We start from the raw sequence: 23805 nt of genomic DNA, 5'->3' as shown, positions 1-23805 counted from the left end.
GTTCTGGGTGTCACCGGAGAACACGACGAAAACCCAGGAGAATTCCGATGCGCAAGCTCGTCAACTCGACCTACATCACCCTCGACGGCGTCATCGACAACCCCATGTGGACCATGCCGTACTTCGACGAGGAGGCCGCCAGCCTCGCCGGGGCGCAGACCACCGAGGCCGACGCGATGCTGATGGGCCGGGCCACCTACGACGGCTTCTCCGCCGCGTGGCCGAACATGGACGAGAGTGACCCGACCACGGGCGCGGCGTACTTCAACAACGTCAAGAAGTACGTCGCCTCGACCACCCTGACCGACCCCACCTGGAACAACACCGAGGTGCTCCAGGGTGACCTGGTCGAGGCGGTCACCGCGCTCAAGGCCCAGGAGGGCAAGAACATCATCCAGTACGGCTTCGGCTCGGTGACCGCCCAACTGATCAGGGCGGGTCTGGTGGACGAGGTCCGGTTCTGGATCCACCCCGTGCTGGAGGGCGGTGCCACCCTGACGGCGGCGCTTCCCGATTTCAAGGCCTCGTTCGACCTGGTCGACACCCGGGTGCACAAGAGCGGCGTGATCGTCGCCTCGTACGCGCCGAAGACGCCGGCCTGACCAGATCAGAGCTGGGCCCGGGCCTCGCCCGGGCCCAGCTTCGCGCCCTCGGCGAGCAGCGCGTCGAACCGTTCCGGCCCGAGTTCGGCCCGCAGTCGTGCGGTCGTCCGGTCGGTGTCGTCGCGTTCGGCCGGCGCGGCGGGGGACTGCGTGGCGAGTCGGGCCGCCGCCGCGGCGCCCAGCAGCCGGGCGGCCACCTCGGGGGAGCGCACCGCCGCCGCCATCCCCTCCAGCGGGCCGACCGCGTCGCGCATCGTCGCCATCGCCTCGGCGGCCTCGAACGCCTCGACGTGCAGGGGCAACGCCGCGTCCGGGTCGCCGCCCTGCTCGACCGCGTAGCCCAACTCGACCAGGACCATGGGCAGGTAGAGCGCCGGCTGCGTCTCGCCGCGGCCCAGGTCGACGAGTCGGGTGAGGTGGGTGACGGCCAGGTCGAGCTTGCCGTCGCGGCGGGCGGCCATCCCGAGGCTCATCTCCGCGAAGATCACCGCACCGGGCGAGCCCTGCTCCACCGCCAGCGCGTACGCGCGTTCGGCCAGTTCCCGGCCCTGGGTGTAGTCGCGGGTCTGCACGGCGAGCCACGCCAACCAGGACAGCTCGGCGCAGACCTGCGGCCAGAGCGCCAACTCCTCGGCCCAGCGCAGCCCCTCCCGGTGCAGCGCGGCGGCGCGTTCGTGCTCGCCGCGCATGTCGGCCAGCCCACCCACCCACTCGGTCGCCCGGAGCCGACCCCACCGGTCGCCGAGGTCGGCGAAGAGGGCCGCGCTGCGGGTGGCGGTGCGTTCCAGGGTGGCCTGGTCACCGTTGGCGTGCGCGAGGTGTGCCCGGGAGGTGAGCACCGCGGCCTCGGTCCACCTGTCGACGACGGCGGTGGGCAGCAGCTCCGACGCCAGGGCCAGGTCGCCGTGCTCGATCACGGCGTTGGCCGCGAACCAGGCGGCGTGGCCGTCCGGTTCGACAGCGACCGCGGCGCGGACGTCGTCCGGTGCGATCGCCTCGCCCTGCGACAGGGCGAAGCCGACCCGCCACGGGGTCGCGCGGGCCTCCTGCACCGGGTCGCCGGCCACGGCCAGGGCCCGCCGTGCCTCGGTGAGCCGTCCGCGCAAAAACCAGTACCAGCTCAGGGCGACCGCCAACCGCAGCCCGCCGCCGTCAGCCAGCGCCGAACGCAGGTTGGCCGTCTCCGCGTCCAGCAGTGCCAGCCATCGTTGCTGGTCGGCGCCACGCAGCTCGGGGTCGGCACGTTCGGCCAGCTCGGTGTAGTAGTCGGCGTGCCGCGCGCGTACCTCGTCGGCGTCGGTCAGCCGGGCCAGGCCGAACGCGGCGACCGATTCGAGCAGCCGGTAGCGCGGCTGCGCACCGGAGTCGTCGAGCACCACCAGCGACCGGTCCACCAGCCGCGCGAGAGTGTCCAGGTCGGTGCGGCAGACCTGCTCGGCGGCCTGCGGGGTGCAGCCGTCGCGGAACACCGCCAACCGGGCCAGCACCTCCCGGTCGGTCGCGTCCAGGAGGTCCCAGCTCCAGCCGATCACCGCGGTCAGCGTCCGCTGCCGGGTCGGCACGTCCCGTTGCGCGGTGGTCAGCAACCGGAAACGGTCGTCGAGCCGTTCCACCACGCCCCGCACACCCAGCGCGCGGACCCGGGTCGCGGCCAACTCCAGTGCCAGCGGCAGCCCGTCGAGGCGGCGACAGAGTTGGGCCACCGCCGGCGCGGTCTGCTCGTCGAGCCGGAAACCGCGCTGCTGCGCGGCGGCGCGGGCGGCGAACAACCGGGCCGCCGCCGAGCGCCGGACCGTGTCCAGGTCACCGTCACCCGGCACGGGCAGCGGGGGTACGTCCCAGAGCAGCTCGCCGGTCAACCCGAGCGGCTCCCTGCTGGTGGCCAGCACGCGCACCCCCGGCACGTCGCGCAGCAGCCGGGCGACCAACTCGGCGGCCGGCTCGACCACGTGTTCGCAGTTGTCCAGGACGAGGAGCACCTGCCGATGTTGCAGGGCCGTGACCAGGCGTTCGACGGCCGAGCGGCTCGTGCCGGCGGCCTCGTGGGCGCCCAGCACGGCGAGTACCTGCTCGGCGACGCCCGGGTCGCCGGCCGGCAGCGGGGCCAGCTCCACCAACTGGACGCCGTCCGGGAAGGACTGGGCACGGGCCGCCTCGGTGGCCAGCCTGGTCTTGCCGACACCACCCGGCCCGACAAGTGTGACAAGCCGCTGCCGGGGCAGCAGCGCCCGCAGCTCGGCCAGCGCCTCGGCTCTGCCGACCAACTCGTCGAGCTGCGCCGGCAGGCTGTTGCGGATGAGCGCGGCCTTCGGCGGCGCGCTCAGGCCGGCGTCCTGTTCGAGGATCCGGCGGTGCAGGGCGACCAGCTCCGGGCCGGGGTCGAGACCCAACTCCTCGGCGAGGCGTTCCCGCAGGTCGGTGTAGCTGTCCAGCGCCTCGGACTGGCGGCCGGCCGCGTACAGCGCGCGCAGCTGCACCGCCCGCAGACCCTCGCGCAGGGGGTGCCGGGCGATCAGCTCGGCGAGGTCGGCGGCGACCAGGTCGTGCTCACCCCGGGCCAACCGGGCCTCGGCCAGCCGCTCCTGCACGACGAGGCGCTGCTCGGCGAGGCGGGCCGCCTCGGCGCGGACGAACTCGGCGTCGGCCACGTCGGCGTACGCCTCGCCGCGCCACAGCCCGAGCGCCTCGGTCAACCTGTCGACGTCGCTGCCGCGGGCCAGCTCGGCGAACCGGTCGGCGTCGACCGCGCCGGTACGCAGCAGGTAGCCGGGCGGCCGGGACTCGACCACCTCGCGGGCCCCCGGCTCGGCGTCGTTGAGCGCCTTGCGTAACTGGGACACCCGCACCTGGAGCGCGCCGAGCGGGTTGGCGGGGGAGTCGTCACCCCACAGGTCGTCGACGAGGCGGTCCGCCGAGACCACCTGGTTGCGGTTGGTCAGCAGGTCGGCCAACAACGCGCGCACCTTCGTGCCGGGCACCACCACCGGCTCGCCGTCGTCCGTGGTCACGGCGAGCGGCCCGAGCACCCCGAACTGCACGGCCGACATCCTAGCGTCAGTAAGGCGACCGGAAGTCAACCGTAAGCGCGTCGGCGCACCGTGTGGTCATGGACATCTATTCGGAAACGCACGGCAGCGGCCCGGGTCGCCCGCTGGTGCTGATCCACGGCGCCCTCTCCGGCATCGACACCTCGTTCGGCACGATCCTGCCGCTGCTGGCGAAGACCCGACAGGTGATCGCCGTCGAGTTGCAGGCACACGGCCGTACTCCCGACGTGGACCGCCCGCTGACCGTGGAACACTTCGCCGCCGACGTGGTGGAGTTGCTCGACCGGTTGGGCGTCGCGCGGGCGGACGTGTTCGGCTGGAGCATGGGTGCGGCGGTCGCGCTGCGCCTGGGCACCGACCACCCCGACCGGGTCGGGCGGTTGGTGCTCGCCTCGGTGAGTTTCGACGACGACGGCCTGCACCCGGGGCTGCTGGACGGGATCCAGGACCTGCAACCCGAGCACCTGCACGGCTCGGAGTTCCACGAGGAGTATCTGCGGACCGCGCCGAACCCGACGGGATGGGCCAACCTGGTCACCAAGATGAAGGTGCTGGACGCGAACCTGCCGCAGTGGACGCCCGAGCAGATCCGCGCGCTTGCCGCACCCACCATGATCGTGCTGGCCGACTCGGACATCGTCCAGCCCGAGCACGCGGTGCTGATGTTCCGACTGCTCGGCGGCGCGGTGCCCGGCGACCTGACCGGTCTGCCGGCGTGCCGGCTGGCCATCCTGCCCGGCACCACGCACACCTCGATCCCGCAGCGCGCCGACTGGCTGGCCCCGATGATCGACGAGTTCCTCACCGAGGCTGGACCGGACGGGCAGGGGTTGCTGCCCCCTCGGGCTTGACCCTGACGCAGCGTCAACCCTCCAAGCTGACTGGCATGAACACCCCTCCAACACGTAGTCAGGTCCCGGGGCCTGCGATCCGGGTGCAGGGCCTGGAGAAGTCGTTCAAGCAGCTGAAGGTGCTGCGTGGCGTGGATTTCGACGTGGCGCCGGGCAGCATCTTCGCCCTGCTCGGTTCCAACGGGGCCGGCAAGACCACCGTGGTGAAGATCCTGTCCACACTCCTCAGGGCCGATGCCGGGACCGCCCGGGTCAATGGTTTCGATGTCGGGACGCACGCCGCCGACGTCCGCGAGTCCATCAGTCTGACCGGGCAGTTCGCGGCGGTCGACGAGATCCTCAGCGGGCGGGAGAACCTCGTCCTGGTCGCCAGGCTGAGGCACCTCACGGACCCGGGCGCCATCGCGGACGACCTCCTGCGGCGTTTCGCCCTGACCGAGGCGGCCGGCCGCAGGGTCGCTACCTACTCCGGTGGCATGCGCCGCCGCCTGGACATCGCGATGAGCCTCATCGGGAGCCCGCCGGTCATCTTCCTCGACGAGCCGACGACCGGGCTGGACCCGGAGGCGCGCATCGAGGTGTGGCAGGCCGTCAAGAAGCTCGCCGAGGGTGGCACGACCGTGCTGCTCACGACCCAGTACCTCGACGAGGCGGAACAACTCGCCGACCGGATCGCGATCCTGCACGAGGGCCGGATCATCGTGAACGGCACCCTCCACGAGCTGAAGCAGCTTCTCCCACCCGCCGAGGTCGAGTACGTCGAGAAGCAGCCGACACTCGAGGACGTCTTCCTCACCCTCGTCAGCGCCAAGACGGACAAGGAAACACGATGAACAAGCACTTCCTCGGCGACACCGCGGTACTCCTGGGGCGTTCGCTGCGCCACATCGCCCGCAGCCCGGACACCATCATCACGACCGCGATCATGCCGATCGCCTTCATGCTGCTGTTCGTCTACGTCTTCGGCGGCGCGATCGAGACCGGGTCCGATTCGTACGTGAACTACCAGCTGCCCGGCATCCTGCTCATCACGATCGCCTCGGGCATCTCCTACACGGCCTTCCGGCTCTTCCTGGACATGCAGGGCGGCATCTTCGAACGGTTCCAATCCATGCCGATCGCACGGTCGTCGGTGCTGTGGGCGCACGTCCTGACCTCGTTGGTCGCCAACCTGATCTCACTCGTGGTCGTCACCGGCGTCGCCCTGGTCATGGGCTTCCGCACCGGGGCGGACGTGCTGGGGTGGCTCGCGGTCGCGGGCCTTCTGGTTCTGTTCACCCTGGCGTTGACCTGGATCGCCGTAATACCCGGCCTTACCGCCAGGTCCGTGGACGGGGCGAGCGCCTTCTCCTACCCGCTCATCTTCCTGCCGTTCGTCAGCTCGGCCTTCGTGCCCACCGCGTCCATGCCCGGCCCGGTGCGCGCGTTCGCCGAGCACCAGCCGGTGACCTCCATCGTCAACGCGATCCGAGATCTGTTCACCGAGCAGCCGGTCGACGCCGACATCTGGATCGCCCTCGCCTGGTGCGTCGGTATCCTCGTCGTCGCCTACCTTCTCGCCACCGTCACGTACCGTCGAAAGATCGCCTGAGCCCGCGCCGACGGGTGGGTCGAGGGCAGGATCAGAGCATGCTGACGATCGGTCAACTGGCGTCGTACGCCGACGTGACGGTGCGGGCGGTGCGGCATTACCACCAGATCGGGCTACTGCCCGAGCCGGATCGGGACGCTTCGGGTTACCGGCGGTACAACGCGTCGGCAGTCGTCGCCCTCATCAAGATCCGCACTCTCGCCAACGCCGGTGTGCCGCTGTCCCAGATCGGTCAGATGCTCAAGGCTGACGCGTCGACCTTCGCCGAAACAGTCGAGAGGATTGACGGCCGCCTGCGTGACGACATCGCACGACTGGAGGCCAGCCGCCGACAGATCGCCCAGCTCGTCGCCGGGGACCGTCTGATGCTCCCGCCGGAGGTGGCCTCCTACCTCGATCGGCTCCGGCAGATCGGGGTGTCGCAGCGCGTGGTGGAGGGTGAACGCGACGGCTGGATCCTCGTCGCGGCCCGCTGGCCCGATCGCATCCACGAGTTCATGCCCGGAAAGATCGCGCAGCTCGACGACCCTCAGGTCGTCCGGCTGTACCGGGTGCTGTCGGAGATCTTCGACGGCGACGAGGTCGATGACCCACGTCTGGAGGAGGCCGCCGACATCATGGCCTGCCTGGCCGAGCAGGCACACACGTCCGGCGGTATCAACCTTGCCGAGGAGGCCTACGACGAACTGCCGCATGACCTGCTGGACGCCCTTGCCGTCGAGTCCGACCCCCGGTTGGAGCGGCTGCAGGGGCTGATGCGCGAGCGCGGCTGGACCGGTTGGAACCGAATGGAACGCCTGCCGGAGAAGCGCTGACCGTGGTCGATGGTGGGGTGGTCCCGGGCGGTCACGGGTTCTGTCCTCGCGTCGGCCTCCATTCTCACCCGCCCTTGCCGAACTTCCCCGTCCCCGGTCATGGCGTGTGGTCGATCCAACGGGTAGAAACATGTCTACCCGTCAGAGAGCGCTCTCACCGCCCCCAGCTGCGCCGGCAGGACGCCTCCGGCCAGCGGAGAGGACGAACCACATGACAAGCCCGTCCCGACGTACCCTCCTGCTTGCCCTTCTGGTGACCACCGCGGTCGTGACGACGAGCACGGCCGCCACCGCCGGCCGCCCCACGCACGGCGCACCCGACTTCGGGCCCAACGTGACGATCTTCGACCCGAGCATGCCGGTCGGCGAGATCCAGCGGACCCTGGACGCGGCGCACGCCCGGCAGGTCGACAACGAGATGGGCACCGAGCGGCACGCCTACCTGTTCAAGCCGGGCACGTACGGCACGGCCGAACAGCCCCTACAGGCCAAGGTCGGCTACTACACCGAGGTCTCCGGCCTGGGCGCCTCGCCCACCGACGTCACCGTCAACGGCAAACTCGAGGTCTACAACCGCTGCCTTGCCGACGGCGGCACCGGCAACTGCCTCGCCCTGGTCAACTTCTGGCGCACCCTGTCCAACCTGTCGCTCACCGTCAACGCCGCCGGCCAGGACGACTGCCGGTCGACGGCGAACTTCTGGGCGGTGTCCCAGGCAGTGTCGATGCGCCGGTTGAACATCGGCGGCGGTGGTCTGTCGCTGATGGACTACTGCACCGCCGGCCCGCAGTACGCCAGCGGCGGGTTCATCGCGGACTCGCGGCTGCCGGCCACCACCAACGGCTCGCAGCAGCAGTGGCTGACCCGCAACAGCGAGGTCGCCGGCTGGTCCAACGCGGTGTGGAACCAGGTCTTCGCCGGCGTCGAGGGGGCGCCGGACGACGCCACGTTCCCCGACCCGCCCTACACCACCCTGGAGACCATCCCGCTCAGCCGGGAGAAGCCGTACCTCTTCGTCGACGCCAAGGGCCGCTACCAGGTACGGGTGCCCGCCGCGCAGCGGGACAGCCGGGGCGTCTCCTGGGCCGACGGCATGACGCCGGGGCGGACCCTCGACATCGGTGACTTCTTCATCGCCAAGCCGACCGACCCGGTGCGCGTCATCAACGCCCAACTCGCGCGTGGCAAGCACCTGCTGCTCACCCCCGGCACGTACGACATCGCCCGCAGCATCGAGGTGCGGCGGCCCGGCACCGTGGTGCTCGGCATCGGGCATGCCACCCTCACCGCGGTCAACGGCGCCATCCCGCTGGACGTCGCCGGTGTCCCCGGCGTGATCGTCGCGGGCGTCACGATCGACGCGGGCCTGGTCGAGTCGCCGGTGTTGCTGCGGGTGGGTCGCCAGCACGGTCACCAGGCCAGCAGCCCGACCAACCCGACCACGCTGTCCGACGTGTACTTCCGGGTCGGTGGCCCGCACATCGGGCGGACGAACACCGCGCTGGAGGTCAACAGCGACAACGTGCTGATCGACCACACCTGGGTCTGGCGCGGCGACCACGGCGTGGAGGGCTTCACCGAGGGCGTCAACGGCGACACCGACCGCTGGCGCACCAACACCGGTCGCTACGGCGCCGTCATCAACGGCGACCACGTGACCGCGACCGGCCTCTTCGTCGAGCACTTCCAGCGCTACAACACGGTCTGGAACGGCGAGCACGGCACCACGATCCTGTACCAGAACGAGCTGCCCTACGACCCGCCCACGCAGGCCGACTGGATGAACGGCGCGGTGCGGGGGTGGGCCGGCTACAAGGTGGGTGACCGGGTGCGGCACCACACCCTGCACGGCGGCGGGGTGTACGTCTTCAACCAGAACAACCCGTCGATCCACACCGAGAACGGCTTCGAGGTCCCGAACCGGCCCGGTGTGCGCCTGCACCACGTCATGACCGTCAACCTCAGTGCCGGCACGATCGACCACGTGGTCAACGGTGTCGGCGCGGCGGCCGACATGACCAAGGTCGGCGCGCCGGTCTATCTCGCGCGGTACCCGGCTCCGTAACGGGTCGGGTGGAGCGGACGGGGGTCGGAGCCGACGAGGCCCCGGCCCCCGCTGTCGTCCCCCGCCACGCGCACACCCTTGAATTCCTATCGGTTAGGTAGGAAAATTGGCCGGCGTCGCCCCACACCCCCGTCCACGCGCTGTCCACCGATCCGGCCCGGCCGGATCGGTCCACCCCCATGGAGGTACGCCGTGACAACCGACCAGCCACCGCCCACCCCGCCGACCGCCGGGGAGTCCCGGCTCGCGTTCAACGAGGACTGGGTGGCGACGATCCTCGGCCTCGCCCTGCTGGCCCTGGTCCTGCTCGGTGCCATCCCCGCCGGGCTGGTGCCCTGATGGCCACGGACGAGACCCGCACGGTGGACGAGTCCCGCACGGCCGACCCGGCCGCGACGGCTGTCGAGCCCCGCACGACCGACGGCACCCGCGCGCCTGACGCGCCCGACGGCGCGGCTGAGCCCGCGCCGGTCAGTGGGCCACCGACGACCATCGACCCGGCCGGCCCCACCGGCACGGCACGCGACGGCCGGTTCTGGGCCTGGACGCTGCTCGGTCTGGTGATCGTTGTCGGTCTCGGCGCGCTCACTCGCTACCTGGAGCAGAACGTCCCCGGGTGGGCCGAGGGCACCGCCGTCGAGGACATCGGGGCGGCGATCGAGTACCCGGTCTACGCCATCCTGCTGGGCCTGCTGGGCAACGTCGCCGTCACGCTGCTCGGCTGGCGGGACCGGATCGCCGCCGCGTTCCGCACCGAGTTCTTCATCAAGACCGGTCTGGTGCTGCTCGGCGCCTCGATCAACCTGGCCGTCATCGCCAGTGCCGCCGGCCCGGCGATCGCCCAGGCGATTCTGCTGATCAGCGGTGTCTTCTTCTTCACCTGGTGGCTGGCCGGCCGGTTCGGCCTCGACGACAAGCTGCGGGCGCTGCTCGCCTCCGCGGTGTCGATCTGCGGGGTCAGCGCGGCGATCGCCGCCGCCGGCGCGGTCCGGGCCCGCCGGGAGCAGTTGGCCTACACGGCGAGCCTGGTCATCATCTTCGCGCTGCCGTCCATCTTCATCCTGCCCTGGCTGGCCGACGTGTTCGGGCTGTCCGACGCGGTGGCCGGCGCCTGGATCGGCGGCAACATCGACACCACCGCCGCGGTCACCGCCGCCGGGGCGATCGCCGGCGAGGAGGCGCTCCAGATCGCCAGCATCGTCAAGGTCACCCAGAACGCGCTGATGGGTGTGGTTGCGGTCGCGCTCACCGCGTACTTCACCCTGCGGGTGGAGCGGCGGCCCGGCGCGGAACGGCCGGGCCTGCGCGAGTTGTGGATCCGGTTTCCCAAGTTCGTCCTGGGTTTCATCGCCGCCTCGGTCATCGCCACGTGGTATCTCGACGGGGCCGGTGCGGACGGCAAGGCCACGATCGCGATCGTCAACGACCTGCGCGTCTGGTTCCTGATCCTGGCGTTCGTCAGCATCGGCCTGGAGGTGCGGGTCGCGTCGCTGCGGGAGGCCGGTTGGCGGCCGGTGGCGGTCTTCGCCAGTGCCACCGTGTTCAACCTGGCGTTGGCGCTCGCCCTGGCGTCCCTGCTGTTCCGGGGCTTTTCCGTCTGAGCGTGTCGCGCCGGGTGGAGAGGGTCAGACCGATCACTGGTCTGGACCCCCTCCACACCGGGCTCCTCAGGAGGTGCGCGTCACGAGTCGATCGACGCGCGGGACCGGCGGACGATCAGCCGTGCCGTTGTGCCGGCAACGACCAGGGCGAGCCCGGTGCCGAAGAACCACCACAGGTTGGCGGCGCTGCCACCGGTGACCGGCAGGGTGGGGCTGGCCGTGGGGGCCGGCTGGGTCGGGTCGCCGGTGGGGGCAGCCGTGGGCTGGGTCGGTGACGGCGTGGGCTGGGTCGGTGTCGCTGTGGGTGTCGGGGTCGGTGTCGGCGTGGTCTGCAACGGGCGTTCGCAGCGGGCCTCGGCCAGGATGACGGACCCGACGGGGATGTCCAGCAGCGGACCGCCCACGATGGTGCCGGTGAGCCGCAGGGCTGCCTGGACAGCGATGGCCGTGGCTCCGTCGGCGGTGGTGGTCTCCACATTGGTGAGCGTGACGTTCAGGCTGGCATCCGTCACGCCGGGGACCGTGACGGCGGCGCTGGCGGTGACGCCGGGAGTGTTGGGCAGCAGGTCGACCGGCTCCCCGAACAACTCCAAACCGACGAAGGTGGTGTCCGCGGTCTGGGCGCCGACCTGCGGGCAGGCCACAGCCGCGGTGATCACGTCGGCGTCGATCACCGACGTGCCGAGCACGCTGAGTGCGAGGTCGGCGATTTCCGCGTTGGCGGAGGACGCCGTGTCGCCGCGAGTGGCGCTGACCTGCACCACGGTGCCGGTGGCGGTGACCCCCAGCGCGCCGGGGATGGTGATCGCGAGAGCGGTGTCGCTGTCCGTGCCACCGCCGGCCGGGGCCGTCGCGGTGCCGATGACGGCGTCGGCGGTGATGACCGGAGTGCCGAGCACTGCCGCGGACAGGTCCACCACGACTCCCCGGGCGCTCGCATCACCGGGTGCCGCGTAGGCCGGAGCGCCTCCGGACAGGACCATCACTCCCGCGGCCGCCGCCGCGACGGCTCCAGTAGCCGAAAGTCGCTGGGAAAATCTCACGTTGTCGCCTCTGCTCAGTAAGCCCTTCCCGACCATCGAGAAGGCGATCCTGAGGGTATGTCCGATAAGCCAGATAAGCACCAAAATAGGGAAATTCATGGACAGTCGAATGAGGCTCGTGAACCTCCTTGCGTCCTAGTGGCTAGAAATTTCATCGATCAGTCGCACTATTGCGTGCCGGCAACCACTCCTGCCACGATGGCCGTCAATGCCTTCCGTCCCGAAGGAGTGGTCGTCATGGCGGTCTCCCGCCGCAGGTTCGTCACGTCGGTGTTGGCCGGGTCCGCCCTCGCCGCCTCCTCCGCCACCGAGTTCTTCGCCAGCCCCGCACAGGCCGCCAGTCCCCCCGGGGACGTGGTCGGCAAGGTGACTGTCGGCTACCAGGGCTGGTTCAGCGCGCCCGGCGACTCCGCGCCGATCGGTGGCTGGTGGCACTGGAGCCGCGACCGGTTCCAGCCGCCCTCGCCCGCGAACACCACGATCGTGTCCTGGCCGGACATGCGCGAGTACACGCGCAGCTATCCCACCGCGTACCCCAACCTCGGCAACGGCTCACCGGCCACCCTCTTCTCCTCCTACGACCAGCAGACTGTGGACACCCACTTCCGGTGGATGCAGGAGTATGGCTGCGACACCGCCGCGCTGCAACGGTTCAACCCGACGGGCGACGAGGGGCCGACCCGCGACGCCATGACGCTGAAGGTCCGCTCGGCGGCCGAGCGCCACGGCCGAAAGTTCTACATCATGTACGACGTCACCGACTGGCTGACGATGCAGTCGGACATCAAGACCGACTGGACGACGAAGATGTCCACGCACACCGCGTCCAGCGCGTACGCCCGGCAGAACGGCAAGCCTGTCGTCTGCATCTGGGGCTTCGGCTTCAGCGAGTCGAGTCGCCCCTTCACCCCCGGGCCCTGCCTGGACGTCATCAACTGGTTCAAGGCGCAGGGTTGTTACGTCATCGGTGGCGTGCCCACCTGGTGGCGGCTGGGCAGGGAGGACTCCCGCCCCGGCTTCCTCGACGTCTACCACGCGTTCCACGCGATCTCACCGTGGATGGTCTACCGGACCGACACCCTGGAAGGGCTCGACTCGTACTACCACAACGTCAACATCGGCGACCTGGCCGACTGCGCCGCGCGCGGCATCGACTACCTGCCCTGCGTGATGCCCGGTGACCTGGCCGGTGGCCACCGCCGCCACGGCGACTTCTACTGGCGGCACATCTACAACATGGTGAGGCTCGGCTCCCAGGGCCTCTACGTGTCCATGTTCGACGAGTACAACGAGGGCAACCAGATCGCCAAGACCTCCGAGACCCAGGCCACCACCCCCGCCGGGGCGAACATCCGCGCCCTGGACGAGGACGGCGTGGCCTGCTCCTCCGACTACTACCTGCGAATCACCGCCGACGGTGGCCGCATGCTGAAGGGGCAGCTCGCGCTCACCCCGGTCCGCCCCACGCCACCGATGGTCGGCACCCCGCCCCCGGCCACCGGAAACCTCGCGGCCGGCAAGTCCACCTCGGCGAGCAGCCAGAACGGCTCCTTCGCGGCGTCCAACGCGGTGGACTCCGACGCCGGCAGCTACTGGGAGAGCGGCGGCGGATCCTTCCCGCACTGGTGGCAGGTCGACCTCGGCGCCAGCCACCAGGTCAACAAACTCGTGCTGCGGCTGCCCGCCGGCTGGGGCGCGCGCACCCAGACCATCACCGTGCAGGGCAGCGTCGACGGCAACTCCTTCTCGACCATCGCCGGGGCCTCGGCGTTCGCCTTCGACCCGGCGACGGGCAACACCGTCACGCGCACGCTGACGACCACCACGGCCCGCCACATCCGGCTGAGCATCGCCGGCAACACCGGCTGGGCGGCGGGCCAGCTCTCCCAGGTCGAGGTGTACGCCTCAAGCGGCACCACGGACACCGCACCGACCGCGCCGAGCGGCCTCACGGTGACGGGCAAGACGTCGAGCAGTGTGTCCCTGGCCTGGACGGCGTCCACCGACGACAACGGGGTGACCGGTTACCAGGTGCGCCAGGGCGGCACGGTGGTCGCCACCGTCACCGGCACCACGGCTACCGTGAGCGGGCTGAGCGCGTCCACCGCGTACACCTTCACGGTCACCGCCCGCGACGCGGCCGGCAACACCTCCAGCGCGTCCTCCGCGGTTACCGTCACCACGGACGCCCCGGCCAACTCCGACCTCGCCCGGGATCGGTCCACCTCGGAGAGCAGTCACGTCCAGAGCTACGGGTCGGGGAACGTGGTCGACGGTGACGCGAACAGCTACTGGGAGAGCGCGAACAGCGCGTTCCCGCAGTGGGTGCAGGTCGACCTGGGTTCCGCGCGCACGGTCGGGCGGGTGGTGCTGAAGCTGCCGCCGTCGTCGGCCTGGGGCAGCCGGACGCAGACTGTTGCGGTGCAGGGGAGTGTCGACGGGGGCAGTTTTGGCACGCTGTCGGGTTCGGCGGGGCGCAACTTCGACCCGGCGTCCGGTAACCAGGTGACGATCACCTTCAGTGCCGCGCAGACGCGGTACGTGCGGATCACCGTCACGGGCAACAGCGGGTGGCCGGCTGGGCAGTTGTCGGCGCTGGAGGTGTACGCGAGCTGACCGGGTTTGGGTGGCCGTCGGACCCGACCGGCGGCCGCCCAGCTCATCGAGTGGGCGGAGGCACGCGTCTCGCCAGGTCTACGTCACCCTGGCCCGGTCTGCCCTGCGGGGTGTGGGCGGCGTGATCCGCACGCCCTTGCCAGTGGACTCGGGTGGGCGCTGGTGGTGGGCGGATCCACAGCAACATCGCGACCGGCGCGGGATCGTCGGGTATCCACCCCGAGCCCGTCAGACCCACGATCAGTGGTTATAGCAGCATCTTGGCGGTGACCGAAGCCGAGCAGGTGCTACCTTGTAATGATCGTGCGTGGCCGCGGGGAGCGGGGCCAGTCTCCCTGGTCGTTGGCCTCGCCGCGATCACTTTCGGGGTCGCAGTGACCACCCGCTCTGCGCAAGCCCTTACGTCGGCGCTGTATCTGCTTGCAGGTCTGCTAATCGGATCGACATTGTTGGTCGTTGGGGATACGGCGATGGCTCACCGGCAAAGAGATTCCGGCAGGGCTCGGCATCATTTCGGCAGTCGGTGCCGTGGCCGGCTGGATCTTCGCCAGAATGACCGGCATGACTGGTGGGGGAGGCGCACTCTTTGCTGGACTAGTGGATGGCCTTCTTCCCGCCAACCTGTGGGCCATCCAGGCCGCGAGGGCGAACCGTCAACGGTGAGTCAAGCCGTCGGTGGCGTGGGCTGCCCGTTAAGCTGCTGACCCGGCACGGAGAGGTCAAGATCTGTCGACAAGACGGTACCCGGAGGCGCCTTGCATCGTCGAGAGCATCAAAGTAGCAGGGGCTGCCTCAGTTCTTGCTTGGCGGAACTGTAAGCCGCTACGAGCGGACTTCCGTCGGATCGTGGCTGGGGTCAGGGTCACATGCAACCCCGTCGCCAAGGAGCATAACTTCCCACTTTGCAATGACTTTGTCCCGGAAGCTTTCGTACCGACCTTGTGCGTCTGGGAGCCTGAGCATTCGGGCACCGAGCCACCACAGTGGCCTCGCGAGCAGTATCCGAACGAACGGATGACGTCTCCACCAGTTGCAGAGGCGGCCGACAGCGAGGAGGAGAAATCCGATCGCGATTGGGCTGATTAGTGCCGTTAGGTCGAAAGAGCGCAGCACGAAGGGCCCCCACTGGGGTCCGACTTGCCACGGTCAGTTGATCTGCAACCTTAGTTACCGGCAGCTTCTTCAGTTAGCACGATCATAACGGATGCTCCACGTGGACGACAGCATGCCGCCCTGGAGACCAGTTGATCGTTTGCGTCCTGCCCGTACGAAGGAAGCGCTCGTATGGTGCTTTAAATAGAAAGAAGGGGAACTGGACCGATTCGCCCTGAGTCCAGGCTCCGCGAGGGAACCCGGGAGCTACGGGCGGTTCACCAGTGCGCTCCAGTATCAGGAAGCCGTGTTCCCGGCATCCGATCCTACCCGTGGACCCCGAGAAATCTGGCGGCACCCTGTCCTCGTAGAGGGGTCCTCCTGTCGCGGTTTCCCAACCTCGGTTTGAGATACGCAAGATCGAATTTTCCGGGCGCCTACCCCAATTCGGCTCGGCCACGCCAAGTTGTCTTCCACAGCGCCCGCCTCTGCCAGCGCACCTGACGATGCTCGCTGGCACCCTGTCGCTCACCGGCTCCTCCTATCGGCACTACTGGCCTAGCCTGGCCGGCATTCACCCTCAAGGTCAAGGTTCGCCCGGTGGGCGCGTCGGCCCGCGTCCGCTTTGCGGGCCGGCCGAAACCTTCTTACCTCTGGTTGTCGAGCCGCAGGGGGTACCCAAGACAGCAAGGCTCGGCGTCCATCCAGTTCGAAGGCCCAGGCCACGATCGCGGAGTGGACGAGCCCTTCGTCCTCGCGAAACGCTTGGAAGTGATTGTCTTCGTCACCCGCGCGGTACTCGACCTGATACCCGTATGCCTCGAATTAGGTAAACTGCGCGGAGCGGTCATCCCGTAGTTGGTGCAGAGTTCCAGGTTGTCCGAGTACCTGGTCAGTGTCCGGTGAAGGGGCCAACCGGAGCGGACAGTCGACTCCACCATGGCGGACTCGCAGCGCTGGAGTTCGTCGCGGGCAACTACGCTCGTACTCGCTGTGCGGATCACGTGATTCTCCCGGATTCCATTCACGCGGTTTGCGGCTGCGGTCCTGCTTCGGGTTCTGTTCTGACAATGGAGGACGGTGGGACGCCCGAGCCGCCAGCAAGGTACAGCGGAGCGTGCAGGTCACGGGCGCTCATCGCCGCCTGGACGCGTGTGGCGACGTTGCCGGGAAGACGCTGCTCGGCATCTCGGGGCGAGAAAAAGGCGATGTCCTCCAACTCCTGTCCCGGCAGATCGAAGCCATCGAGGTTGTCGACCGACCCGCAGTCGAACGTGAAGCTGGTGATCGCGCGTGGCCGCTGCCCGGCGGGCGGCGCCCAGTCCACGACGAGAAGGTTGCCCACCGCCACGACGACTCCCAACTCCTCTCGGATCTCGCGGGCGCAGGCATCATGTGGGTATTCGCCCTCGTCGACATAGCCGCCGGGGAAGGCCCAGTGGTCGCGGTACGTGGGCTTGACGAGCAGGACGTTGCCGTCGGGATCGGTGATGAAGGCCGCAGCGGCGGCGTAGAAGGATGCCAGGTTGGCGTACCAGGTGGCGGGCTCCGTCCAGGTCACCTCGGCGACGCTAGCGGACGGGCCGACGTGGTCAGGGGGGCCCGAGCCAATCGGGCCTCATAGAATTTCCGTGTGGGTACGTACTCAGAGCGAGCTGCGGCGATCTCGCAGCGTCACCTGCGGAGCTACCTACCCCGTCGGTGGCTGCACGTACAGGCGGTGGCGGCCAAGGCGGAGCGGCTTGCGTACCTGGTCGGAGACGATGCGGACCTGCTGACGGCGGCTGCCTGGCTCCACGACATCGGATACGCCCCGGATGCCGCCGATACGGGTCTGCACTCGCTGGACGGCGCGCGCTGGCTACAGCGTCGAGGCTTCGAAGGTCGAATCGCTGCTCTGGTTGCCCACCACTCCTGTGCTGCCTACGAAGCGGACGAGCGCGGTTTGGGCCAGGCCTTGGCCAACGAGTTTCCCCGTGAGGAGACGGCGACATCGGACGCACTCTGGTATGCGGACATGACGACGGGTCCAGACGGTCAGGACCTCACGGTCGATGAGAGGTTGGAGGAGATCCGGGAGCGCTATGGTCCGGACGACGTGGTGACTCGGTTCTGGCACAAGGCTGAGCCGATGCTTCAAGACGCGATACGCAGGACCCAACTACGCATGTCAGCTCAGCCGACATAGGGCTCCGGACGCCACTGAAATCCATGGTCGACCCGAAGCCGCATGGAGGGGTGGATCGAAAGGTGGTCCAGTTGGTCTTGCGCCACCCAGCGCACTGACGATGACTCGTCGCTGGTCGTCGGGTCGCCCGACACGTAGCGGCCGCGGAAGCAGATCGAGAACTGCTGCCGCACCTCGCCGTCGCTGTACTCCACCACATGGCTCGGGTTTGTGTAGATCCCGACTACCCCGGTTACCTCAATCTCGATACCGGTCTCCTCGCGCGTCTCCCGGACCGCCGTTTCGGCGATGTACTCGCCGAAGTCCTGGGCACCGCCGGGTAGCGCCCACAGGCCGTTGTCGGTGCGTTGGATGAGCAGCACCCGCCCTAGGCCATCCTGGACGAAGACGGTCACGGCTACGACGATGCTGTTCGGCTTTGGGGCGTTCGGGTTGTTGAAGTGCTCGATCCGGGCCATGCCGTCAACCTTTCACCGGGCGGATCAGTGCTCGGGCCAGACGGAGCAGCATGTTGCCGTCGGGGTTGGTGATGAGGGCCGCAGCGGCGGCGTAGAAGGAAACCAGGTTTGCTCACCAGGTGGCGGGTTCCGTCCAGGTCACCTCCGTGACGCTAGCGGAGCCAGACAGCGTGCCCGGTCTAAGCGGTTGCTGGCATCGCGTGGCTTACATGCGGTAAAGGTAGCTGGACGTGGCTGATAAATCCGGCTGGCGTTCCACGTTCCTTCGGTGACGGCCGAGGTACTGTCCGAAGCGCGATTGCCTACCGCAGGCCCATTTGGAGCCATGATGTCCGAATCCGTCTCGCCCTTCGCCGAACGGCTCAGGGCTCTGATCAAGAGTCGGGGAGTCAGCTACCGTGCGCTGGCTGGAAAGACCTTCTACAGCAAGAGCTATCTCCACGACCTGGCCTGCGGTCGAAAGACTCCGACCGTGAACACGGCGCAGCGTTTGGACACTGCTTTGGAGGCGGGCGGGATGTTGGCTGCGCTTGCCGTGGCCCCCAACGCCGAGGAGGAGTGGGCGGTCACCTATGGATTGCGGTGCGATGCGGAACAGCTCGCCGATCTGCTGGTCACGCAGACGCCCAACCCGGAGAACGCGGCCGCGCTGGCTCATCAATGGCTGATCGCCGAGCCACCGCAGCGATATGAACTGAGCGCAGGTCGGCGGGTCGGTGATGAGACGGTGACTCGCATCGAAGATCGGGTTCGCCAGCTTCGGCGGTTGGACGACCACGTCGGTGGTGCAGAGACCTACACGATGGTCTCTGCCGAGTTGGCCGCCACCGCTGACCTGCTTCGCGAGGGCAGCTATCGGGAAGCGGTAAATCGGAGGCTGCTCGTCGCCATCGCTGACCTCTGTCAGTTGGCTGGTTTCGTCGCCGAGGACTCCGGCCGGGTCACTGAAGCACGTCAGCATTATCTGACTGGGATGCGGGCTGCGCACGCTGGTGGCGACACTGCCAGCGCGGCCAACTGCCTCAGCAGCCTGTCCTACCTTGAGGCGAATTTCGGTGACAGGCGGTCTGCCGTCACCTTGGCAAGGTCGGCGTACGTCGGTGGTCGACAAGCGGCAGAGGTCACCGGCCAAGCCCTACTGCTGGAGCGGGTCGCCTGGGCACACGCGCGTCTGGGCGAGGCGAGCCTTGCCGAACGAGCACTGGGCGATGTCGAGCGAGTCTATGAACACTGCGACTTGGACGAAGCTCCCTCATGGGCGTACTGGCTGACCCACGATGAGGTTGAGGTCATGGCTGGGCGCGTGTGGACCGAGTTGCGGCGGCCACTGCGGGCCGTGCCCATCTTGGAGGGCGCGATCGCTCGTTACGGCGACGACTCCCCACGCGAGACTTCCTTGTATCTCAGTTGGCTCACGGAAGCCCTGTTGCAGGCCGGGGAGCTTGAGCACGCCGTGGTCGCGGCGGGGCGGTCTGTGGGTCTCGCGCGCTCGGCACGGTCGCAGCGCGCAGTCGACCGTATCGCTGAACTGCGTTGCATGATTGCCGCCGCTCAGGGCAGTACGGGCGCTGCTGACGAGTTCCTGAAGGTGTCCGCCGACCTGTCCGCCGTGACAGGCGGACACCTCGGAGGACAGTAGCGGACGCGATCCGTCTGGATCGTGGCTGGTGATCGTCACAGGCTGTTACCTGGGCGTCGCGAATGACCCGCTTTGGGGGTCATGACGTGCCGGGTGCGACGGCCAACTCCGTCACGTGCACGTCGCGCCCCGATCCGTGAGGTGGGCGATGAGCGGCAGACGAACTAAGCAGGGCGACGAGCCGGCAAGCAAGGGCGAAGAGTCGGACGCGGCCGAGCGTGAGGCGGCCAAACAGCGCCTCCTGGCGCAGGCGGAGGCGGACCGCGTACCGGTGGAGGACACGACTCGGGCGGTCCCGGATCGGCGGTGGCAGCGTGACCACCGATGACCTGCCGATCGGCCGCCGGGTCGCGCGCTGGCGGGTACGGCGGTCGATGACGCAGCAGCAGCTCGCCGACCGCCTCCGTAGGTCGAAGAGCTGGGTCGACAAGGTCGAGCGGGGTGTGCGCGCCCTGGACCGGTACTCGGTGATCCATGAGGTGGCCGAGGTGCTTCGGGTCGATCCGGAGGTGCTGCTCGGCCAGCAGCCGCAGCGGACGCCGGTCGGCGCTCTCGACGGGGTGGACGACATCCGGGCCGCTCTCGCCCGCTACGACACACCGGAACCCACCCGGCAGGCGACGGAAGAGGCAAGGAGGCAGGTCGGGCACGCCTGGTTGACCTACCAGCACGCGCACTACACACAGTTGGTGCGGGTGTTGCCGGGTCTGCTCGATGTCGTGCAGGGCGTGCGGGCACCGGAGTTGCGGGTGCAGACGTACCGGATCACCTCAGCATTGCTGGTCAAGCTGGGTGAGGCCGACCTCGGGTGGCTGGCTGCTGACCGGGCGATGGCCGTGGCGGGTGACGATCCGGCGCTCGCGGCGACGGCGGCCGTGTCGGTCGGGCAGGCGTTGCGCGCGTCGGGCCGTGACCGTCTCGCCCTGGCCGCGACGCTCGCCGCCGCGAACCGCGTCCGGCCGCAACGGTCGCCGGGGGAGTGGGCCGTGGGCGGGACGCTGCTGCTCCAAGCGGCCCTCGCCGCCGCCGGCTGCGGCGAGCACCGCCGCGCCGACGAGCTGACCGACCGGGCCGCGGGCGTCGCCGCCAACCTTCGGGGGTACGACGATGAGCACCGCACCAGCTTCGGGCCGGTTGCCGTCGAGTTGATCCGGGTGCTGCTGGCGGCGCAACGAGGTGACGCCGCCGAGGCAGTGCGTCGGCACTCGACGGTGGTGCGGCGGGAGGGGTGGCGGCGACTGCCGGCCGAGTATCGGGGCGCGTATCTGCTCGACGTCGCGCGGGCTTACCTCCGGGTGGGTGACCTGCGCGGGGCCGCACGCGCTCTCGTCGACGCGGACCACGTCGCGGCGGCCGAGGTTCGGTGCCGGCCGTTGGCGCGTACCGTGATCGCCGAGATCGCCCGCGCGCAGCCTGCGCCGGCCGGCGTGGCGCGACTGGCGACGGCGGTCGGTCTGACCCGCTGACGGACGAGCACCGGCGCAGGTCCGCGGCCGGACTGATCTTGCGCACCCCATCGGGCACCGAACCGCCCGCCACTCGCGCGGGTAACCCAGCTTCGGCACCCTCGCCGGTCGGCGGGACGCACCTGCGACCCGGCCAGCGGCCTCTGCGGCATCCACCCCGGCATTGCGGTGCTCCTGTCCGCCGTCCCGGGCCGGGATGTGGTCCTCGTGCATCCCTCGCACGCCATTCCATGACGATCATCAACCATCGTCCGGACGCCAATCTGACAGAAAGGGATTGCCGGGACGGCCGACAGGAATCGGGGTGGAAAAATGCCAGCGGGCCGGTTACATTGTCACAATGTAAGCCGGCCCTCGTCTCATTGGCAGCGGGGGCGGTCGTCAGATCGACGAGGAGGACGAATGATCGTCAAGCGAGGGCTCATGGCAGGACTGTCCACTTTCTTGCTGTCGATCGGAGCTGGCGCCTTCGTGGCGACAACTCCGGCTCAGGCGGCTCCTGCGGACTGCTCTGACAGCCCCCAGTTTTGCCTGTATGACTATTGGGGCGATCCCTCCGAGCCGCCGTACCCCGGGAACACGCCCCGCAACACGTGCATCAAGCTGCAGAGTTTCGACGACGACATTGTCATTAACCTGACCAACACGAGGTGGTACGTGTTCCGCACCACCACCTGCAACGGCTCCCACGGGGAGATTCCCCCCGGCTATGCGGGCCTGCTCCCGGTCGGCTACGACTACGGACAGACCCACGCGATCATGCGAACCAGCAGTACCAGCTAACCCCGAGATCACATTCGTCATGCCGCCACCTGGGTGAGTCGCGCTGAGTGTCGCCCATCGGATAATCATTTATGACACTCAATAATAGGCGGCAGAAGTTCGGTTCTCCGCTAAGACTGCATCGACAGTAGGCGAATCGCGTCCAGTTCGCTCGCCTACTGTCGTTTGTCTGCGCGAGTCGCTGCTCTGGTTGCCCCATCACTCCCGCGCTGCCTACGAAGCAGACGAGCGCGGTCTGGGCCAGGCGCCGCGCGGGCGTACCTGCAACTGGGTGACCTGCGTGGCGCGGCACGCGCCATGGTCGACGCGGGCAGTGTCGCGCCAGCCGAGGTCCGGTGCCGGCCCTTGGCGCGTACCCTCATCGCCGATGTCGCCCGCGCGAAGCCGGCGCCGGCCGGCGTGACGCGACTGGCGACGTTGATCGGCCTCACCCGGCCGTGAAGAGCCGGTCCGGTCGGTTCGGACCCGCACGCTTGCCGGTGGACTGGAACGCCTGGCATCATCTGGGCATGATCGACAGAATCGAGTCCTCCGTCCGCCGGTGAGCGTGACACCCGAGCCTGGACAGCTCGGATCCCAGATGGCGTTGTTTGACTACGCGGTGCGGTTGCATCGCGAGGATCCCGACTCGCCCCTGTTCCGTGACGGTGAGCCGTATCCGGATGACGGCCAGCATCGAGGTCGGAAGTCTCGTCCTCGACAGCCGGAGGACCCGCGCCGCCGAGGCATTGAGGTCGCCGCCGTTCTGGACGCGCATTTCGCTGACCCGTCCGCCGTGCCAGGCGATCTCGCCTGGGCGTTCCATGACCTCGATGTTCCGATCCATCCCAATGAACACATCGCGGCTGCGGCCTGTCGCGTCGACGCCGAACGTGTCCGGGAGACCGGTCGCTGGCTTGTCCGGCACGCTACCGATCGCTGCGCCGCGACAGTTGGTCTGGCACTGCTGGCCAGCGTCTGGGATGACGACGACATCGCACTGATCAAGACGATCGGGCTGCTGTCGAACCACTTCGGTCCACTCGCCGCCCGCGCGCTGGAACGACGGCGTGGCGGCTCGGTCGCCTTGCTGTGGCTGGCCGAGCGGGTCACGGGTTGGGGACGGGTGTATGTCGTGGAGTCCCTGTGCAAGGTCGGCGGCACCGGGGCGCGACCGTGGATGCTGCGTCGTGCGTGTGACGGCGACTACCTCAACCGCTACTTCGCCGGACAGGTCGCCACCGCTGCGCACCTGCACGAGGCGATCACCGCGGCGAATCCGGACAGTGCGCTGATCGACCACACCGGCCTGGTGCTGGCCACCATGGTCGACAGCGGCGGCATGGGTACCACGCTCGTTCACTACCCGCCCGCCGCGGCCGTTCTGCAGGCTCACTGTGAACGCGCCGGTCATCAGGAGCCGTCGGTGCAGCGCTTCTTCATCGCTGCGCAACTGGCTGACTATCTGCACCAGGCGGAGGCGGAACGAATCGCGTGGCCCGAGGGGGGACGAGAGCGGCTCCTGGACGGCTATCTTGCCCTGCTGGGTCGGGAGGACTGGTGCGCAGTCGCCCGCGCTGGGCTGGCCGCAGGCGATCCCCGGGTCACCTGGCTTGCCGGGGCGCTGGGACCGCGCCTTGAGCTTCGAGCGTTCACCGACGCCGTGAACGACGGCTAGTATCCCGACGGCCGGCGGGAAACCCGATCGTCGGCCCTACCCGGCCGTGAGTAGCCGGCTCAGCGTCCCGACTGTTGGGAGAGCGCTGATGATCGACTCGGGTTTGGTGAAACCGCGGTGTCCGAGCCGCTCGGACACCGCGAGTTCCTGAAAACCGAGTCGATCTTGGGCTGCGCGCGCTGACCGCGCGCCCCGCGCGCTGACCGCGCGCCCCGCGCGCTGACCGCGCGCCCCGCGCGCTGACCGCGCGCCCCGCGCGCTGACCGCGCGCCCCGCGCGCTGACCGCGCGC

General features: G+C 69.0%; 20 protein-coding genes. 16 read left to right on the top strand and 4 right to left on the bottom strand.

Annotated elements, in window-relative coordinates; translation table 11 throughout:
• Nucleotides 1-47: 47 nt before the first annotated feature.
• Complete coding sequence (locus ACGFIQ_RS07550; protein ID WP_393240729.1) at nt 48-602, top strand: dihydrofolate reductase family protein; 555 nt, start codon at nt 48-50, stop codon at nt 600-602.
• A 5-nt stretch (nt 603-607) separates the two neighbouring features.
• Here ACGFIQ_RS07550 and ACGFIQ_RS07545 read toward each other — a convergent pair whose 3' ends face one another.
• Entirely contained in the window at nt 608-3649 is a 3042-nt protein-coding gene (locus ACGFIQ_RS07545; protein WP_393240726.1) for a BTAD domain-containing putative transcriptional regulator, read from the bottom strand.
• 59 nt (nt 3650-3708) lie between these two features.
• Between ACGFIQ_RS07545 and ACGFIQ_RS07540 the strand changes: the two genes are divergently transcribed.
• From ACGFIQ_RS07540 to ACGFIQ_RS07510, 7 genes are all read left to right on the top strand, one after another.
• Entirely contained in the window at nt 3709-4500 is a 792-nt protein-coding gene (locus ACGFIQ_RS07540) for an alpha/beta fold hydrolase (protein ID WP_393240723.1), read from the top strand.
• Between the two features lie 35 nt (nt 4501-4535).
• Nucleotides 4536-5333: an ABC transporter ATP-binding protein gene (locus tag ACGFIQ_RS07535; protein ID WP_393240720.1), complete on the top strand. Its 798-nt coding sequence runs from the start codon at nt 4536-4538 to the stop codon at nt 5331-5333.
• A complete protein-coding gene (locus ACGFIQ_RS07530; RefSeq protein ID WP_393240718.1) occupies nt 5330-6091 on the top strand; it encodes an ABC transporter permease in 762 nt (253 codons plus the stop codon). Before ACGFIQ_RS07535 ends, ACGFIQ_RS07530 begins: the two co-directional genes overlap by 4 nt.
• 38 nt (nt 6092-6129) lie before the next feature.
• Nucleotides 6130-6906: a MerR family transcriptional regulator gene (locus ACGFIQ_RS07525; RefSeq protein WP_393240715.1), complete on the top strand. Its 777-nt coding sequence runs from the start codon at nt 6130-6132 to the stop codon at nt 6904-6906.
• Nucleotides 6907-7117: 211 nt separating this feature from the next.
• Complete coding sequence (locus tag ACGFIQ_RS07520; protein WP_393240712.1) at nt 7118-8971, top strand: adenylyl cyclase; 1854 nt, start codon at nt 7118-7120, stop codon at nt 8969-8971.
• Between the two features lie 192 nt (nt 8972-9163).
• Nucleotides 9164-9310, top strand: a complete 147-nt coding sequence (locus tag ACGFIQ_RS07515) for a hypothetical protein (protein WP_354822298.1) — start codon at nt 9164-9166, stop codon at nt 9308-9310.
• Nucleotides 9310-10572 (top strand): YeiH family protein, encoded by a 1263-nt coding sequence (locus ACGFIQ_RS07510; RefSeq protein ID WP_393240709.1) that lies wholly within the window; start codon nt 9310-9312, stop codon nt 10570-10572. The genes ACGFIQ_RS07515 and ACGFIQ_RS07510 overlap by 1 nt, the downstream gene beginning before the upstream one ends.
• 80 nt (nt 10573-10652) lie before the next feature.
• On the opposite strand, the gene ACGFIQ_RS07505 is transcribed toward ACGFIQ_RS07510, so the two are convergent.
• Entirely contained in the window at nt 10653-11489 is an 837-nt protein-coding gene (locus tag ACGFIQ_RS07505; RefSeq protein ID WP_393240706.1) for a hypothetical protein, read from the bottom strand.
• A gap of 363 nt (nt 11490-11852) precedes the next feature.
• Between ACGFIQ_RS07505 and ACGFIQ_RS07500 the strand changes: the two genes are divergently transcribed.
• Together ACGFIQ_RS07500 and ACGFIQ_RS07495 are read left to right on the top strand one after the other, a co-directional pair.
• Entirely contained in the window at nt 11853-14231 is a 2379-nt protein-coding gene (locus tag ACGFIQ_RS07500) for a discoidin domain-containing protein (protein WP_393240703.1), read from the top strand.
• A 1827-nt stretch (nt 14232-16058) separates the two neighbouring features.
• Nucleotides 16059-16181, top strand: a complete 123-nt coding sequence (locus tag ACGFIQ_RS07495) for a hypothetical protein (RefSeq protein ID WP_393240699.1) — start codon at nt 16059-16061, stop codon at nt 16179-16181.
• Between the two features lie 166 nt (nt 16182-16347).
• On the opposite strand, the gene ACGFIQ_RS07490 is transcribed toward ACGFIQ_RS07495, so the two are convergent.
• Nucleotides 16348-16884 carry an NUDIX domain-containing protein gene (locus ACGFIQ_RS07490; protein ID WP_393240696.1) on the bottom strand — a complete coding sequence of 179 codons (537 nt, stop codon included), beginning with the start codon at nt 16882-16884 and terminating at the stop codon, nt 16348-16350.
• A gap of 72 nt (nt 16885-16956) precedes the next feature.
• Here ACGFIQ_RS07490 and ACGFIQ_RS07485 point away from each other — a divergent pair, with 72 nt between their 5' ends.
• On the top strand, nt 16957-17511 hold the full coding sequence (locus ACGFIQ_RS07485; RefSeq protein WP_393240693.1) for an HDIG domain-containing metalloprotein: 555 nt from the start codon (nt 16957-16959) through the stop codon (nt 17509-17511).
• Here the strand turns inward: ACGFIQ_RS07485 and ACGFIQ_RS07480 are convergent.
• The gene (locus ACGFIQ_RS07480) at nt 17499-17969 is read right to left on the bottom strand and encodes an NUDIX hydrolase (RefSeq protein WP_393240690.1); all 471 of its coding nucleotides are present in this window, start codon (nt 17967-17969) and stop codon (nt 17499-17501) included. The genes ACGFIQ_RS07485 and ACGFIQ_RS07480 overlap by 13 nt on opposite strands.
• A gap of 328 nt (nt 17970-18297) precedes the next feature.
• Between ACGFIQ_RS07480 and ACGFIQ_RS07475 the strand changes: the two genes are divergently transcribed.
• From ACGFIQ_RS07475 to ACGFIQ_RS07455, 5 genes are all read left to right on the top strand, one after another.
• Nucleotides 18298-19608, top strand: coding sequence for a helix-turn-helix domain-containing protein (locus tag ACGFIQ_RS07475; protein ID WP_393240687.1), 1311 nt, complete (start codon nt 18298-18300; stop codon nt 19606-19608).
• Between the two features lie 148 nt (nt 19609-19756).
• Complete coding sequence (locus ACGFIQ_RS07470; RefSeq protein WP_393240684.1) at nt 19757-19936, top strand: hypothetical protein; 180 nt, start codon at nt 19757-19759, stop codon at nt 19934-19936.
• Nucleotides 19923-21074 carry a helix-turn-helix domain-containing protein gene (locus tag ACGFIQ_RS07465; protein WP_393240682.1) on the top strand — a complete coding sequence of 384 codons (1152 nt, stop codon included), beginning with the start codon at nt 19923-19925 and terminating at the stop codon, nt 21072-21074. Before ACGFIQ_RS07470 ends, ACGFIQ_RS07465 begins: the two co-directional genes overlap by 14 nt.
• Nucleotides 21075-21476: 402 nt before the next feature.
• A complete protein-coding gene (locus ACGFIQ_RS07460; protein WP_393240679.1) occupies nt 21477-21857 on the top strand; it encodes a hypothetical protein in 381 nt (126 codons plus the stop codon).
• Nucleotides 21858-22437: 580 nt separating this feature from the next.
• A complete protein-coding gene (locus tag ACGFIQ_RS07455) occupies nt 22438-23514 on the top strand; it encodes a hypothetical protein (protein ID WP_393240676.1) in 1077 nt (358 codons plus the stop codon).
• The last annotated feature ends 291 nt before the right edge of the window (nt 23515-23805 follow it).

Source organism: Micromonospora sp. NPDC048898 (assembly GCF_043198035.1).
Classification (GTDB): domain Bacteria; phylum Actinomycetota; class Actinomycetes; order Mycobacteriales; family Micromonosporaceae; genus Micromonospora.
The sequence above is the reverse complement of the archived record's forward strand: the minus strand, read 5'-3'. Positions and strand labels throughout refer to the sequence as shown.